Annotated in this window: 9 protein-coding genes; 1 reads left to right on the plus strand and 8 read right to left on the minus strand. The window is 70.8% G+C overall.

What is annotated here, in order from left to right:
- Nucleotides 1–28 precede the first annotated feature (28 nt).
- The 6 genes from IE198_RS05325 to rplU all read right to left on the minus strand — a co-directional run bounded on the left by IE198_RS05325 (nucleotide 29) and on the right by rplU (nucleotide 8,345).
- On the minus strand, nucleotides 29–2,107 hold the full coding sequence (locus IE198_RS05325) for a hypothetical protein (protein ID WP_189883174.1): 2,079 nt from the start codon (nucleotides 2,105–2,107) through the stop codon (nucleotides 29–31).
- Nucleotides 2,108–2,244: 137 nt separating this feature from the next.
- Nucleotides 2,245–3,744, minus strand: coding sequence for a bifunctional cytidylyltransferase/SDR family oxidoreductase (locus IE198_RS05330; protein WP_189883176.1), 1,500 nt, complete (start codon nucleotides 3,742–3,744; stop codon nucleotides 2,245–2,247).
- A 201-nt stretch (nucleotides 3,745–3,945) separates the two neighbouring features.
- Nucleotides 3,946–5,976, minus strand: coding sequence for a glycosyltransferase family 4 protein (locus IE198_RS05335; protein WP_189883177.1), 2,031 nt, complete (start codon nucleotides 5,974–5,976; stop codon nucleotides 3,946–3,948).
- A gap of 223 nt (nucleotides 5,977–6,199) precedes the next feature.
- A complete protein-coding gene (obgE, locus tag IE198_RS05340; RefSeq protein WP_189883178.1) occupies nucleotides 6,200–7,636 on the minus strand; it encodes a GTPase ObgE in 1,437 nt (478 codons plus the stop codon).
- 119 nt (nucleotides 7,637–7,755) lie between these two features.
- Nucleotides 7,756–8,010, minus strand: a complete 255-nt coding sequence (rpmA, locus tag IE198_RS05345; RefSeq protein ID WP_100107140.1) for a 50S ribosomal protein L27 — start codon at nucleotides 8,008–8,010, stop codon at nucleotides 7,756–7,758.
- 14 nt (nucleotides 8,011–8,024) lie between these two features.
- A complete protein-coding gene (gene rplU / locus IE198_RS05350) occupies nucleotides 8,025–8,345 on the minus strand; it encodes a 50S ribosomal protein L21 (protein ID WP_015033583.1) in 321 nt (106 codons plus the stop codon).
- Between the two features lie 319 nt (nucleotides 8,346–8,664).
- On the opposite strand from rplU, the gene IE198_RS05355 reads away from it, so the two are divergent.
- Nucleotides 8,665–10,602 carry a glycosyltransferase family 2 protein gene (locus tag IE198_RS05355; RefSeq protein ID WP_229833755.1) on the plus strand — a complete coding sequence of 646 codons (1,938 nt, stop codon included), beginning with the start codon at nucleotides 8,665–8,667 and terminating at the stop codon, nucleotides 10,600–10,602.
- 59 nt (nucleotides 10,603–10,661) lie between these two features.
- Here IE198_RS05355 and IE198_RS05360 read toward each other — a convergent pair whose 3' ends face one another.
- Nucleotides 10,662–12,317 carry a glycosyltransferase family 2 protein gene (locus tag IE198_RS05360; protein ID WP_189883179.1) on the minus strand — a complete coding sequence of 552 codons (1,656 nt, stop codon included), beginning with the start codon at nucleotides 12,315–12,317 and terminating at the stop codon, nucleotides 10,662–10,664.
- Nucleotides 12,318–12,405: 88 nt separating this feature from the next.
- Nucleotides 12,406–16,680 (minus strand): Rne/Rng family ribonuclease, encoded by a 4,275-nt coding sequence (locus IE198_RS05365; RefSeq protein WP_189883180.1) that lies wholly within the window; start codon nucleotides 16,678–16,680, stop codon nucleotides 12,406–12,408.
- Nucleotides 16,681–16,775: the final 95 nt, after the last annotated feature.

The following is a 16,775-nucleotide window of genomic DNA, read 5'->3' on the forward strand; positions in this document are numbered from 1 at the left end:
CGGCCGCCGGGCCGGAGGCTTCTGCGGGTCAGCCGCCCACGGGCGTGTCGTCGAGACCGGGCGTCTGCTCGGGCTCGGCCAGCCGCCTCTCGACACCCGCATTACGGGCCCGCGACTTCGCGGCCAGGTTCTGCACCGCGGTGTCGAACTGCTGCATCGACGTCGGCTCGTCCGGTCCGAGCAGGTACTCCTTGAGCGTGCGGCGCTCCTCGGCGAGGGCGTCGGCGGCGGGATCGGCGACCGCGGCCAGCAGCTCGTCGATCTCCTCAGCGCTGTTGGAGAGGATCACCGCGGCGCGGACCGCCGTGTTCTGCCGCTTGAACTCGTCCGTGCCGAGCGCAGCCGAGTCGGTCACTGCGTACGGCTTGCCGCTGGCGATGAAGTCGGACACCACGCTGGAGATGTCGGAGACCATGGCGTCCGACTCGTTGAAGCAGTCGTACAGCCGCGGCGCGGGCCCGGTGATGACCTTGTGCTCCCACCAGCCGAAGGAACGCCAGTACGCAGTGTTCCACTCGTCCCTGAGCCGGGCAGCCTCCGCCTCGCGCGCCGGATCCGGCAGCGAGTCCCGCGAGCCCTCCGCCTCGTCCTGGCCGTCGCCGGTCCCGCCGGCGAGCTCGGCCAGCCGGGCCTCGATGCGCTGCAGCTCGGCAGAGGCCGCGGCCTGGTCCGCCGCGTGCGAGGAGGCTTCCTTCGCCCAGCGGGGGTCGGCCGCGCGGGCCGCCGCCGCCTTCTCGATCAGCGCCACGATACGGGCGTCGACGGCCTTGGCCTTGACGCTGCGGGTGCCGGTGAAGGGGTGGGGCTTGTAGATGACGCGCACGGGCTCCGGCGCGTCGAGGAGCTTCCTGACGATGTTCTCGCCGGCCAACAGCAGGGAGGTGTTGCCGGGGTTGTCGTCCCAGCCCTCCCAGGTGGGGGCGTAGAGCACGGTCGGGATGGGGTTCCCCGTCCTGGCGTTGCCCGTCTTGATGGGCGCGAGCTGAGGGCGGCCCACTTCGACGATGTCCTCGCTGCGCACACCGACGTCCGCCAGCGCGTACCGGTCGCGTCCCGCGCGGCCGGCGGTCCACACCTCGTCGTAGGCCTTGCTGAAGGGGTTGACGCTGGCGAGCTTGTCGCTGTCGCCGTGGCCGATGAAGACGTGCTTCATGGTGGGCACGCGCAGCATGTGGATGTTCTTGCCGACATTGGCGGCGTACAGCGCGACCCGCACGGACGACAGGTCCAGGTTCATCAGGTGCACGCTGCCCGGCACACACATGACGGGCACCGATGTGGGTCCGAGCTGGGGCACGATGTTGCGTTCACGCAGGAAGAGGACCGGCCGGCCTTCGAGCTGGGACATCGTCTCCAGCCACATGTTGACCTGGTAGGCGGAGTCGGAGGATCCGGAGAAGTACATCATCACGGTCGGCTTGTAGTCGGTCAGCCACCTGTCGATGCCCTGCAGGACCTTGTCCGCCGGCGGCACGAGCCTGCTGGGCCGCAGGTGCGGAATCAGCAGCGCCAGATACACGACGGCGAGGCCCAGCGTGATCGCCAGGCCCGCGTAGGCGAAGCCGGGGGTGTCGGCGCCGATCGCCACCAGCACACCCAGCATGGCGAAGACGTCGAGGTGCAGCATCTTCTCCGCGGACCGTTCGAGCAGTCGCCGCGGAGGCGCGTCGGGGATGCGCACGTACCCCGAGAGATCGATGTTGCGGGTGACGACCGGCAGCTTGCGACGCAACCGCAGCAGCGTGACCATCGCACCGTGCGGCGCCTGGAGGCCGTAGAAGGCCAGCAAACAGGCGACGGTCACGTAGAAGACCGTCTGGTCCGCGAGCCCCATACGGGCCATCAGCAGAACGAGCAGCAGCTGGCGCAGCAGAAATCGGATCGACAGACCGGCCCGCACCTTGGCGAGGCGATTGATCAGATAGCTGGAGCGCTGGTGCAGAAACTGGTCGGCCAGGTATGTCACGGCGACGGCCGCCACGAAGAACCAGAGACTGGGAATTATCGCGGCGAGCATGACGCACGGGAATCCCAGCACCAGAAGAAGTGCGGCGGCCAGCTCGGATCCGCTACCCACGCGAGCCAAGCGAATGGCTTTCGAAATCACGAAGAACCTGCTCCTGGGGGTACCGACTGTTTTGCCTTGCAAAGAAGGTGTGAAGGCGGACCTTCACGAACTCGGGCCCCCGCAGTGCGCGACAAGGCGACAACTACAGAGGCCCAGAGAATATTTGTCAGGAATTATTACACATCTTCCTGACGGTCCAGGACGGAGGCCAGGGCCTGCTCGAAGCCGGACGCCTCGGAAGCCCCACGGGTGGGGTCCTGCTGGCGGACGTCGATGACGTGTCCGGTCAGCTCGGAGAGCAGCACGTCGAGCGAGGTCCGCGCGACGGCCTCCGACGACAGCAGGGAACCGGCCGGCTCCGTGCCGAACGCCTTGGTGCGCATGGGAGTTGCGGTGCGCTCCGGGTTCACGCAGTTCACGCGGATGCCGTCGCCGGCCCACTCGTCCGCAAGAGCCTGGGTGAGATTCACCATCGCGGCCTTGGTGGACGAGTACAGGCTGTACTCGGCGCGGCCGCGGGTGTAGCTGCTGGAGGTGTAGAGCAGCAGCTGCCCCTGGGTCTCCGCGAGGTACTTGTGCGATGCCCGGGCGATCTGGACGGGCGCCAGGTAGTTGACGTTCAGCGCTTCCTGGATGGTCGCGTTGTCCGTCTCCGCCAGCTTGCCGATGCGCAGCACTCCGGCCGTGTTGATCACGTAGTCGATGCGGCCGCTCTCCGCGTACGCCTTGGAGAGGGCGTCGTCGACGTGCTCCGGATTCTCGACGTGCGTGCCCGTGGTGGAGCGGCCGAGCGCGTACACCGTGGCGCCGTAGGACTCGGCGAGCGAGGCGATGTCGGCGCCGATGCCGTACGAGCCGCCGAAGACGACGAGGGTCTTGCCGGCGAGCAGCTCACGGTAGGCGGCCTCGTCGGCCTGGCGCGGCGCGGCGGTCGAGGCAAGCTGGAAGAGCTTGTCCGCGATGAAGACGTCGACCGGCTGGGTGACCTTCATGTTGTACTCGTCGCCCGCGACGACGTAGATCGGCACGTCCGGCAGGTACTTCAGCACGACCGAGCAGTCGTCCGTGGCCTGGAAGTTCGGGTCGCCCGCGGCGACCTCGTACGCCCTGCGGATCGTGGACAGCTTGAACGCCTGGGGCGTCTGGCCACGGCGCAGCCGGGAGCGGTCGGGGACGTCGGTGATGAACTCGCCGTCCTCGCCGTGGGTCCGGGTCACGATGATGGTGTCCGCGGACGGGATGGCGACGTCGACGGCCTGGTAACGGTCCAGCGCGTCGACGCAGTCCTTGATGACCCGCTCGGAGAGCAGCGGGCGCACGGCGTCGTGGAACAGGACGTTGCGGTCCTCGCCCTCGCCCAGGCCCTCACCCAGCGCAGCGATGGCTCGCTCGGTGGTCTCGTTGCGCGTCGAGCCGCCCTCGATGATCTTGACGACCTTGGTCAGCCCGGCCTTGGCGACGATCTTCTCGACGTCAGGAACATAGCCGGGGGCCATCAGCACCATGACGTCGTCGATGGAGTCGGCCTGCTCGAAGATCGACAGTGTGTGCTCGATGACAGCCTTGCCTGCGATCTTCAGCAGCTGCTTGGGGATGGACAGACCCACGCGCTGACCGGTTCCACCGGCGAGCACGACTGCTGTGGTTCGGGGTTTGGCTATGTGCTGCACAGACACAGACGACCTACCTTGCGAGGGCTGGGGAACAAAACTGATGGTTGCACCCCCCGTTACCGTCCCGCAAGGCGGGTGACGCCGCTGCAACCGCTCCGATAAACCTCCTGTTCACCGGTGATCAGGGGAATTGACCGACGCCGACGGCAACCCTGAAGTGACCGACACCACACATCTGAGTGGCATGAATCACCCCTGAGCGGGTCATGGAAGGTCGACGACGTTCAGTGCCAGGTCATTGGTGAGCGTGTAGTAGACCCGCACCCGCACCTTGGGCCGGGGTCTGCCCAGGAGCCGCTTGGCCGTGGTCCGCGCAAGGCTCTCCGTCCGTCTCTTGGCGATGACGCTCTGCGGATAGACGAAGACGTCCTTCTTCTGCACCACGTCGTCCAGCACCCGGCCTATTTTCACGGGTTTCTCATCCGCCGCGTAGCGCACATAGGCGTCCCACACGTCGTGCGAGGTGGTCTGCGAGGCGGCGGGCACGGACGAGGAGAAGGTGAACCGGAAGCCCTTGGCGCCCTGCCGCTCACCCGGGAAGGTGATCTCGTCCTTCGGCTTTCCGCGGCGGCGCAGCACGAGCACCGGCGCACCGGAGGCGGTGGCCCGGCCGTGGAGGCTGCCGGCCAGGGTCACCCGCGTGCCGTCCACCTCGACGACGTCGGCCTCCGCGTGGACCGGCCGCCACCAAGCCCGCAGCATCAGGGCTCCGCCCTTGGCGGTGTCCTTGTACGGGATCAGGTTGTGGACGGTCTCGTCGGGCGCGAGCCGTCCGGCGACGCCGACCGCGCCGCGCTGGTCGACGACCCGTGCGGTCACACGTCCACGCACACCGGAGTCCACCAGTTCCACATAGGTGTTCCACAGCCCCTCCGCGAACGCCGCGTCGGCCGGGACCGTCACGCGCCCAGCGGCGTCGAAGTCGAAGGTCCGTGCGCCATCGGGGTTGCTGGTGCGTGTGCACACCAGGCGCACACCGCCCCGGGCGCCCTGCGGCAGCGGGGCGGCGAGCGTGAGGGTGAGGGAGCCGTCCGGTTCGACCACGCAGTCCGCGGCGGGGCTGATCCCGGCGAGCTCCGCCCGTCGTGCGGCCTGAGAGGCGAGTTCGTCGAAGAGCGTCTCGTACTGCTTGGTGACGACCGCGGGATCGAACCGGCGGGCGTTGCGCACGGCTGCCGCGCCCATCCGTCTGCGCAGGTCCTCGTCCTCGATCAGCCGCAGCAACGCGGCAGCGACGGCATCCGTGTCGCCCACCGGCACCAGGAGCCCGTCCTCGCCGTCGCGGATGATCTCGCGCGGCCCGTAGTCGCAGTCCGTGCTGACCATGGGCACGCCGCAGCGCATCGCCTCGACCACGGTCATGCCGAAGGACTCGTGGCGTGAAGTGGACGCTGCGATGGCGCCCTTGACCCACTCCGGCTCGATGGGCGAACGGGGGCCCATGAGATAGGCGTTGTTGTAGAGGCCGAGTGCGTCGATCCGCGCCCTGAGCTTGTCCCGCTGGTCCCCGGAACCGTAGATGCGCAGCATCCAGTCGGGGTGGACGGCGGCGACCTTCGCGAAGGCGTCGAGAAGGACGTGGTACTGCTTCTCCGCGGCCAGCCGTCCGGCCGCGACGATCGTCCTGCCGGCCGTGTCGGACGGGGCGACGGGCGGCTCGGGGACACTGTTCGGGATGGCGAGGACCCTGGTGGTCGGCAGCGGCATCTTCTCCAGCCACACGGCCGCGTCCCCCTCGGAGACGGTGACGAACGCGTCGACGGCGTCGAGGTGTTCGTACATCTCCTCCCGGAGTGCCACCTTGTGGTGATTGTGCGTCATGTGCTCCTGCCCGATCCGTACGGCGGTGGGAGCGGCGAACCGGGCGACGTACGCGGTCAGACCGGGGCGGGTCCCTATGACGACGTCCGCGTCGCAGCCGGCGTAGTGCTCGCGGACCCGTTCGTCGGTGAGCCGGCTGTACTCCTTGTAGCGCGCCTCGGCGCGGGGGAAGACCGTGGCGGGCTCGCTGAAACGGGGGTCCTCCCGGTCGCTCGCCGGGGAGTCCTTGCGGATGTCGAGCAGCGGCACGACGGTGATGCGCGGGTCGATGGAGAAGGCCGCCTCGTCGCGGTGGCGGAAGACGGACACGATCTCGACCTCGTGGCGGTTCGCCAGCTCCTCCGCCAGATTCAGCGTCGTGCGGATGGTGCCGCCGATGCCGTAAATGGTGTGGATGAGGAAAGAGATCTTCATCTGCGCTCCGTTCGGTGCCGCTCCAGGACGAAGGGGACGTGCATCACATCCGATTTGACCGCCTGGTCATGGTTTTCACCATTGATGCACTTTCGGCCCGCCTTCACCCAAGGAGACGGAGAAGCGGCGCGGAGGGTTGCATACGAAATTGGCCCGGAGATGATCTCCGGGCCAATTTCAGGGGAACGACCGTACGAATCCGGCCACGGTCCCGTACGGACGGCTAGAACGGGTCGAAGCCCTCGTACTCCTTCAGCGCCTCGTCGCGCTCAGCCTCGCGGTCCCGCCGCCGCTGTGCCGCCGGCCGGGGCGCCTCGAAGCGGTGGTCCTCGCCGCGGCGGCCCAGCATCTCCGCGCCCGCCATGACCGTCGGCTCCCAGTCGAAGACGACCGCGTTGTCCTCGGGACCGATGGCCACACCGTCGCCGGCGTGGGCACCGGCCTTCATCAGCTCCTCCTCGACACCGAGGCGGGCCAGCCGGTCGGCGAGGTAGCCGACGGCCTCGTCGTTGTTGAAGTCCGTCTGACGCACCCAGCGCTCCGGCTTCTCGCCACGCACGCGGAAGAGGCCCTCCTCATCCTGCCGGACCGTGAAGCCGGCGTCGTCGACCGCCTTGGGACGGATGACGATCCGGGTCGCCTCCTCCACCGGCCTGGCCGCCCGCGCCTCCGCCACGATCTCGGCGAGCGCGAAGGACAGCTCCCTGAGACCCTTGTGCGCCACCGCGGACACCTCGAACACGCGGTAGCCGCGCGCCTCGAGGTCCGGGCGGATCATGTCCGCGAGGTCCTGGCCGTCCGGGATGTCGACCTTGTTGAGCACGACGATGCGCGGCCGGTCCTCCAGGCCGCCGTACTGCCGCAGTTCCTCCTCGATGACGTCGAGGTCGGAGACCGGGTCGCGGTCGGACTCCAGCGTCGCGGTGTCCAGGACGTGCACCAGCACCGAGCAGCGCTCGACGTGGCGCAGGAACTCCAGACCCAGCCCGCGGCCCTGGCTGGCACCCGGGATCAGCCCGGGGACGTCCGCCACGGTGTACACGGTCGAGCCGGCGGTGACCACACCCAGGTTCGGCACCAGCGTGGTGAACGGGTAGTCCGCGATCTTCGGCTTGGCGGCGCTGAGCACGGAGATCAGCGACGACTTGCCGGCGCTCGGATATCCCACGAGCGCGACGTCGGCGACCGTCTTGAGCTCCAGCACCACCTCCCCGGCCTGCCCGGGCACGCCGAGCAGTGCGAAGCCGGGGGCCTTGCGGCGCGCGGACGCGAGCGCCGCGTTGCCGAGGCCGCCGCGGCCGCCCTCCGCTGCCACGTAGGTGGTGCCCTGGCCGACCAGGTCGGCCAGGACGTTGCCCTGCTTGTCGAGGACGACGGTGCCGTCGGGGACCGGCAGGACCAGGTCCTGGCCGTCCTTGCCGGAGCGGTTGCCGCCCTCGCCGGGCTTGCCGTTGGTGGCCTTGCGGTGCGGGCTGTGGTGGTAGTCCAGCAGCGTGGTGACCGACTGGTCGACGACCAGGATCACATCCCCGCCACGGCCGCCGTTGCCGCCGTCGGGGCCGCCGAGCGGCTTGAACTTCTCCCGGTGCACGGAGGCACAGCCGTGCCCTCCGTTACCCGCGGCGACGTGCAGCTCGACGCGGTCCACGAAGGTGGTCATGGAAGTGCCTCCAGTGATGACGGGGGTCGTACGTACGTAAATGTCTGTCTCTCAACACACGAGAGGCGGACCCGCTTCCCGTACGGGAAGTGAGGTCCGCCCCTCGGATGCGCTTCCGGTCAGGCGACCGGAACGATGTTCACGACCTTGCGGCCACGGTGGGAACCGAACTCCACCGCACCCGGCTGCAGCGCGAACAGCGTGTCGTCGCCGCCGCGGCCGACGCCGGTGCCGGGGTGGAAGTGGGTGCCGCGCTGGCGGACCAGGATCTCACCCGCGAGGACGACCTGACCGCCGAAGCGCTTCACGCCGAGCCGCTGGGCATTGGAGTCGCGACCGTTCCGGGTGGACGATGCGCCCTTCTTGTGTGCCATCTCTCCTCAGTCCCTTACTTCGCAGCCGCGGGGATGCCGGTGACCTTGATCGCCGTGTACTGCTGACGGTGACCCTGGCGGCGGCGGTAGCCGGTCTTGTTCTTGTAGCGAAGGATGTCGATCTTCGCGCCCTTGTGGTGGTCCACGACCTCGGCCGTGACCTTGATACCGGCCAGCACCCACGGGTCGCTGGTCACGGCGTCGCCGTCGACAACGAGCAGGGTCGAGAGCTCGACCGTGTCGCCAACCTTGGCAGTGGAAATCTTGTCAACCTCAACGATGTCGCCGACAGCAACCTTGTGCTGGCGACCACCGCTGCGCACGATGGCGTACACGCGGATCTCTCTCTCGCTCGGAACGGAACCCCTGATGCCAGCCGCTCGCACGGGCCGGGGCCCGTGTGATCCGAATGGATGAGCGGCCTCTCCCGGCGGACCGGGAGGGAGGTGCTCAGGAGTGGGCGCATAGGGAAACACGCCGAGGGTCAAGGTTACGGACCGCGCCCCGGCGGGTCAAACCGGCCCTGCCCGCACCCCGAGGCGGCCCAGGCACCCGACCCCCGGACCCCTCGCCACGAACGCCGCGCGGCGCTTGCATCGTAGGATCCACCCCACGGTCACGGATCGTTCACATCATCAGCACCGGGGGGTTCCTGTGGTCAAGGTCAGCGTCGTCGTCCCCGTCCACAACGGTGGCCAGTACCTCGACGACTGCGCGCCCTCACTGCTCGGCCAGTCCCTCGGAGCGGATGCCTACGAGGTCGTCTACGTCGACGACGGCTCCACCGACGACAGCGTGGCCCGCCTGGAGAAGCTGGCGGCCGCGCACCCCCATGTACGCATCGAGCGGATCGCGAACTCCGGCTGGCCGGGCAGACCCCGCAACGTGGGCATCGAGCTGGCACGCGGTGAGTACGTGCACTTCGTCGACCACGACGACCTGCTCGGCCCGCAGGCACTGGAGCGTATGTACGAACTGGCGGTCCGCAACAGGTCGGACGTGGTGCTGGGCAAGGTCTCCAGCACCATGGTCCGCCCCAAGAGCGTCTTCAAGCGCACGGTCGAGTCGTGCACGGCCGACAACTTCCAGCTCATGGAGACGCTCACCCCGCACAAGATGTTCCGCCGGGAGTTCCTCCTGGAGCACGGCATCCGCTTCCCGGAGGGTCCATGGATCCTCGAGGACATGCCGTTCGTCATCGCCGCCTACCTGAAGGCGGAGCGCATATCGGTCCTCGGCGACTACCCCTGCTACTACTGGCTCAAGCGGGAGGACGGCGGCAACAACACCCAGTCGATGTTCACCGACCGCCACGACTTCTTCGGCAACCTCCGGCACGCCATCCGCACCGTCAAGGAGGGTACGGAGCCCGGCGAGCGGCAGAACGGCATGCTGCACCGCCTCTACCGCGCGGAGGTGCTCCAGCGGGTCAGCGAGGGCGAGGTGCTGAGCCTCGAACCGCAGGAGCGGCAGCGCCGCTTCGAAGCGGTGCGCGCCATCGCCCTGGAGGAGTTCCCGCCCGCCGTACGCGACGGCTTCGCGGCCGTCACCAAGCTGCGCGCCACGCTGCTCGAGGAGGGGCGGCTCGACTCCCTGGTCGCCCTGGCCGACCGGATCCGGCAGGTCAGGGCCTGCACGGAGGTCGACGGCGTCCGCTGGCAGGACGGCGAGCTGCGGGCGGACGTACGGCTCACCCTGCTGCGCCCCGACGGCGAGCCGCTGGCACTGGTGGAACAGGACGGCCGGCTGCTGCTCGACCCCGAGCTGCTGAAGGACGTCCCCGGGGTCGACGAATGGGAGGTCGAGGACCCGTACGCCCACGCCTACGGCGAGTTCATCGTCAAGGACCGCGACCGCGAGGACTGGTGGTTCCCCGAGGATGAACTCGACATCCGGCTCGAGCCGCTCGGCGAGGGACGCAGCCGTCTCGTCGCCGCCGGAACGCTCCGCATCGACCCGCTGTCGTTGAAGGGCGGGCAGCCGCTGGAGACCGGACCGCACGACGTGTGGGCCTTCTTCCAGCTGCTCGGCATCGGACGCCAGCCCCGCGTCGGCGGCCCGGCGGCGGTCCCCGGCCAAGGGGCGGCCTGCGGGCCCGCGCTGGTGGGCAGCCCGGCACGGATCGCGATCCCCTACTGGACCAAGGGCGGACAGCTCGCCCTCGACATGGACGAGCGGCTGCGGCGCCTCGGCACCGAACTGGCCGCCCGTGCCGGTGCCGCCGTCGGACCGCGGCCGGGCGACGGCCGGGCCACACTGGCCCTGCCTCTGCTGTCGGCGGGGGCGAGCGGCCGGCTCGTGCTCGAGGTCCGCGTGGGCAAGGGCCCCTCCGCAAAGACGCTGCCGGCGTTCATCACCGCGGGTATGGAGTGCATCCTGTCGCTCGCCGACCGGATCCCCCTCCCCGACGGCCGGCATCCCGTCACCCTGGTCACCGCCACCGCCCCGAAGGCCAAGACGCCGCCCTTCGCCGTCGCCGTGCTGCGACGGGGCCGGGTCGTACGCCTTCAGGCGCCCGGGGCTCCAGCTCCCGCCCCGTCCTTCACCGACCGGGCCCGCCGCAAGGTCCGCAGGGTCCTCAAGCGGCACTGACCGGCCGCGTTCCCCTGCCCGGTCAAACAGGGCAGGGAAACGACCGGACCGGGCGACCCTCAGCCTCGTACGCGCCTTGCGACCGACGCCGCCAGCTTGCGGACCGCCTTGCGGGAGCGCTTCGGCAGCAGGCGCAGCGCCGCGCGGTAGACGCGCCGCGCACCCGTCGGCCGCGGCGGCGGTGCCGGGGCGGGCGCGGGCTCCTTCACGACCAGACGGAGCTGCTTCCCGGGGCCCGACCAGCCGGCGCTGACCGTACGGCCCGTGTCCCCCAGCGCTGTGCTCCCCACCGGTGTGCGCTGCTGGGTGTCGGCCGGGTTGAGCCGGGGACGGCGGCCGACACCGAGCGCCTGGGCGCCCAGCCAGACGTCGTACGAACCGGGCTGCAGCGGCTCGCCGCCCGCCAGCGTCCGCGGATCGAGGACGGCCTGGCCGTCCACCACCACCTGGCTGAGCCCGTCGCCGATCGCCTCCAGGCGCGGTACGAGGTCGCCCTGAGGGAACCACCAGATGTTGCGGGCCCGGTCGTGGACGAGCAGCTCGCCGTACGCGTACGACAGGGCGTCGGCGATCGGCAGCGTCCGCACTCCCGGGACGCCGTCGGTGAAGTCCGGGTCGAGGATGAACTCCCCGTCCTTCTCCAGCACTGCCAGAGGTGCGCCCGAGGGGCGGCGGAGCGTGAAACGGACCTTCATCGACAGGGCACCGTCCTCGCGCCAGCCGATGTCGGCCACGTCCAGGTGCGCCTTGACCTGCCGCACCCGGCGGGCCAGTTCGAGCAGGCCCTCGGGCTCGCCGTCCTCCAGCAGGGTGGCGCGCAGCTTCTGCACGGCGGGCATGCCCTCGCGCACGCCGGGCGGGAAGCACTCGCGGGCCACACCACGGGAGAGCTCGTACGACTCACGCCGCAGCTCGTCCTCGGCGTCGGTGATGAACGGCTCGCCGACCCGGACCATCGTCTCGACGCGGTAGAGCCTGCGCAGCAGCCGGTCCTGGAGTTCGCCCGGCTCGGTGGCGTCCTTGAGCGCCTCGATGATGAGGCGCAACCGCCGGTAGTGGTCGGCGAGGTCGAACGCGGCCCCGCTGTTGTTGCCGCCGTCCTCGCGCCGGTTCCAGAAGTAGCAGGGGTGGTCCGCGAGGACGGAGACGGTCTTGGCCAGCGGATAGGCCCGGACCATGAAGAGCAGGTCCTCCATGCGCCAGTAGCCCTCGGGGAAGCGGATGTCGTTCTCGACGAGGAACTGCCTGCGGAACAGCCGGTGTGCGGTCAGGGTCTCGATCAGGGGCGCGTCGGCGACCGTGCAGCGCTCCCGGTTGCGCTTGAAGATGTTGGACGGGCCGACCATCGTGCCGGCCATCTTGCCGAGCACGATGTCCGAACCGTTGCGCGATGCCATCGCGTAGAGGCGTTCCAGCGCCTCGGGAGCCAGCACGTCGTCCTGGTCGACGAGCTGCACGTACTCGCCCCGGGCCATCTCGATGCCGACGTTGCGGGGCTTGCCGGGCCAGCCGGAGTTCTGCTGCGTGTGGACGCGCACGTTCGGATGCCGGGCGGCGAGCCGCTCGAGACGCTCCAGGGAGTCGTCCGTCGACCCGTCGTCCACGTAGATGATCTCGTACTCGTCCTGACCGAGACTCTGCCCGGTCAGCGAGGGTGCGCATCGCTCGATGTACTCGCCCGCGTTGTAAACGGGCACCACAATGCTGACTTTCAACGCTTTCACCAGGTCCCCCCCAGTTTTCCTGCCACCGGCGGTGGGGCCCCCCCCCCCGGGGGCCCCACCGCCGGTGGTGATGCTGTTCCTACGCCTCTGACGTACTCGACGAGACGCCCGGAGCCGACGCCTGCTCGGCGGCCACGGCCTTCTTGGAGGCCTTCTTCGCCGTCGTCTTCTTCGCAGTCGTCTTCTTGGCCGCGGTCTTCTTGGCCGCCGCCTTCTTCGCGGTGGCCTTCTTGGCGGTCTTGCGAGCCGCCTTCTTGGCCGCCGGGGCCGGAGCCTCGGTCTCGTCGGCCTTCGGGGCCTCGGCCTCCGGCTCCGCGGCCTTGGGCTCGGCGGCCTTGGGCTCGGCGGCCTTGGGCTCGGCGGCGACCACGACGACCGCGGCCTCCTCGGCGCCCGACGGCGAACCGGCGGGAGCCGTCACCTTGCGGGTCACCCGGCGGCGCGCACGCGGCGGAGCCGCGACCGGCGCCTCCTCGGCGGCGGGGGCGGGGGCCGCCTCCGCCGGCTCGGGCTGCGGCTCGGCCGGCTCCTTGACGGTCGTCTCCACGACGGTCGGCTCGGACGTCACGGGCGGGCCCGCCGGAGCGGACACCTTCCGCGTCGCCCTGCGGCGGGTACGGCCCGCGGGGGCGGCCTCCTCCGCCGGCGCGGCCGGCTCGGGCTCGGCAACCGGCTCGACGGGCGCGGGAGCCGCGGCCTGTACCTCGGCGGCCGGAGGCTCCGCGGCCTTCGGCGCGCCGGCCGGGGCCGACACCTTGCGGGTGGCCCGGCGACGACCGCGTCCGCGCGAGGCGGCCGCCTCCGCCTCGGCCACGCTGCTGTACAGCTCCTCGTCCGGTACGAACTCGGGCTCCTCGAGCGCCACGGGCACCGCCACCTCGGCGGCGACCTCCGCCTCGGTCTCGGTCTCGATGGCCTCCTGCTGCGGCTCCGCCTGCTCCTGAGCACCGCCACGGCCGCGCTTCTTCGAGCGCTTGCCGCCACCGCCGACCGACGAAGGCTGCTCCATGTGCACGATCACGCCACGGCCGTTGCAGTGGACACAGGTCTCCGAGAAGGACTCCAGCAGGCCCTGACCGACGCGCTTGCGGGTCATCTGGACCAGGCCCAGCGACGTCACCTCGGCGACCTGGTGCTTGGTCCGGTCCCGGCCCAGGCACTCCAGCAGCCGCCGCATGACCAGGTCCCGGTTGGACTCCAGCACCATGTCGATGAAGTCGACCACGACGATGCCGCCGAGGTCGCGCAGCCGCAGCTGGCGCACGATCTCCTCGGCCGCCTCCAGGTTGTTCCTGGTGACGGTCTCCTCGAGGTTGCCGCCCTGGCCGGTGAACTTACCGGTGTTGACGTCGACCACGATCATGGCCTCGGTCTTGTCGATCACCAGCGAGCCGCCGCTCGGCAGCCAGACCTTGCGGTCCAGCGCCTTCATCAGCTGCTCGTCGATCCGGTGAACCGCGAAGACGTCGGTCTCGCTGGTCCAGCGCTGCAGCCGGTCCGCGAGATCGGGCGCCACGTGCGAGACGTAGCCGTGGATGGTCTCCCAAGCCTCGTCACCGCTGACGACGACCTTGGAGAAGTCCTCGTTGAAGATGTCGCGGACGACACGGACGGTCATGTCCGGCTCGCCGTAGAGCAGCGTCGGCGCGTTGCCGCTCTTCGCCTTCTTCTGGATGTCCTCCCACTGCGCCTGCAGACGCTCGACGTCGCGGCGCAGCTCGTCCTCGCTCGCACCCTCGGCGGCGGTGCGCACGATGACACCGGCGTCCTCGGGGACGATCTTCTTGAGGATGGTCTTCAGACGCGCGCGCTCGGTGTCGGGCAGCTTGCGGCTGATGCCGGTCATCGAGCCCTCGGGCACGTAGACCAGGTAGCGGCCGGGCAGGGACACCTGGCTGGTGAGGCGGGCGCCCTTGTGACCGATCGGGTCCTTGGTCACCTGGACCAGTACCGACTGGCCGGACTTGAGGGCGGCCTCGATTCGACGGGGGCCGCCCGCCATGCCCAGCGCCTCGAAGTTCACCTCACCGGCGTACAGGACCGCGTTGCGGCCCTTGCCGATGTCGACGAACGCGGCCTCCATGGACGGCAGGACGTTCTGGACCTTGCCCAGGTAGACGTTGCCGACGTAGCTGGTGGCCTGCTCCTTGTTGACGTAGTGCTCGACGAGCACGTTGTCCTCGAGGACGCCGATCTGGGTGCGCTCGCCGCTCTGGCGGACGACCATGACGCGCTCGACGGCCTCGCGGCGCGCCAGGAACTCCGCCTCGGTGATGATCGGCACCCGGCGGCGGCCCTGCTCGCGGCCTTCGCGGCGGCGCTGCTTCTTCGCCTCAAGACGGGTCGAGCCCTTGATGGACTGGACCTCGTCGCTCGGCTCCTCCTTCTTGCGGGGCTCGCGGACCTTGACGACCGTACGCTCCGGGTCGTCGGCGACCTCCTCGCCCTCGGCGGCGTCACCGCTGCGACGGCGGCGACGACGACGGCGACGGCTGCTGCTGGTGCCGGCCGCCGACGGAGTCTCCGTCTCGGCCTCTTCGTCTTCCTCGCCCTCGTCGTGGGCGCCCTCGTCCTCGGCGCCGGCTTCCTCTGCCTGCTCCTCCGCGGCCTCGTCCGCCTCCGCGGCCTCACCACGGCGACGACGGCGGCCTCCGCGACGGCGACGGCGCGACGGACGATCCTCGTACTCGTCCTGCTCCTCGCCCTCCTCGGCCTCCGCCTGCTCGGGCTCCGTCTCGTCCTCGGCCGGGGCGGCCTCCGCGACCGGCGCCTCGACGGGCTCCACGGGCTCACCGCGACGGCGGCGGCGACGGCGGCCCGTCTGCTCGGGGGCGGCGGCCTCGGCCGTCTCCTCTTCCTCCTGCGGCTCCGGGCGGCTCGCGGCAGCGGCAGCGGCCGTCTCCGGAGTCTGGAACATCGGCTCGGCGAAGACCGGCGCCTGGAAGGTGGGCACGGCCGGCCGCCCGCCACGACCGCCGCGGGCGGGCGTCTCCTCGGCCTGCTCGACAGGCTGCGACGTGAACCGGGGCGACACCGTGCGGCGGCGCGTACGGCCCCGGGTCGCGGCCTTCTCCGCAGCCGCGACCTCCACCTCCTCGGAGGCGATCTGGGCGACGGCGCTCTCGGGCAGGCTCTCGCCCGCGTCCGCCATGTCCTCGTCGGCCGCCTCAGGCGCGGCGGCGACAGTGGCCTTGCGTGCGGCCCGGCGACGGGTGCGCGGCGCAGGCACCTCCTCCTCGTCGGCCGGGGCGGGCTCGGCCTCGACCGGCCGGGCGTCCTCTGCGGTCTCGGTCGGGGGGGCACCGGCGGGTGCGGAAGCGCGGCGGCGCGTACGGCGGCGCGCGGGCGCCTCCTCGGCCGCCTCGGCCTCGGGCTCCTCGACCTCGGGCTCCTCACCGACGGCGGCCTCGACGGCCTCCTCCTCGACGGCCTCCTCCTCGGCGGCCTCGGTCACGGCGGCCTCGACGGCCTTCGGCGCACCGGCCGGCGCGGAAGCGCGGCGACGGGTGCGGCGGGGGGCGGCGCTCTCCACCGTGGCGGGCTCAAGTGCCTCTTCGGGGGCCTCGTCGGCCGCGGTAGCGGACTCCGTCCCTGCGGCCTCGCCGCTCAGGGGCTCCGCGGTGCTCGGCGCGCCGGCCGGAGCGGTGGCCTTACGGGTCGCACGACGACGCCGCGGCGCAGGCGCATCAGCCTCAACCGGCTCAGCGGCCTCATCGGACACACCACCGGTGACTACGGCCTCCGACTCCACAGCCTCCGCCGCCTGCGGCGAACCGGCCGGAGCCGTCGCCTTACGGGTCGCACGACGACGTGTACGCGGCGCGGCCGCCTCCGGCTCCTCAGCTGCAACGGCCTCGGCCGAAGCAGCGACAGCCGGCGCACCCGCGGGAGCGGACGCACGACGACGGCGCGCCGCAGGCGCATCAGCCTCAACCGGCACAGCGGCCTCGTCGGACACACCACCAGTGACTACGGCCTCCGACTCCACAGCCTCCGCCGCCTGCGGCGAACCGGCCGGAGCCGTCACCTTGCGCGTGGCGCGGCGACGCGCACGCGGCGCATCGGTGACGGCCTGTGCCACCTGGGCGGCCTCGGCGGCCGCCGGCTCCGCGGGCGCCTCTTCGGCAGCCTCGTCGGAGCCTTCCACCACGGCGCCCACTGCGGCCACGGCCGGAATCACGGCCTCGGCGGCCTGCACCTGGGCGGCCCCTTCTGCGGCCTCGGCCGTCTGCGGAGCACCAGCCGGACGCGACGCGGCGCGGCGCCTGCGGCGCGGCGGCAGTGTGTCGCTCGGGCTGTTGTTGTGGTCTTCGTTGTTGTTACCGGCAGTGCCGGATTCGGTCTGCTCGAGCATGCGGGCGGTTCTCCCGTCACGCTCCCGGGCGCCGCGCCTGGTTCCGGTCCGGCAGCGGCCCGCGTGATGTGCGCGGTGCCGCCGTCCGGGGCGCG

The organism is Streptomyces xantholiticus, from assembly GCF_014651015.1.
GTDB lineage: Bacteria > Actinomycetota > Actinomycetes > Streptomycetales > Streptomycetaceae > Streptomyces > Streptomyces xantholiticus.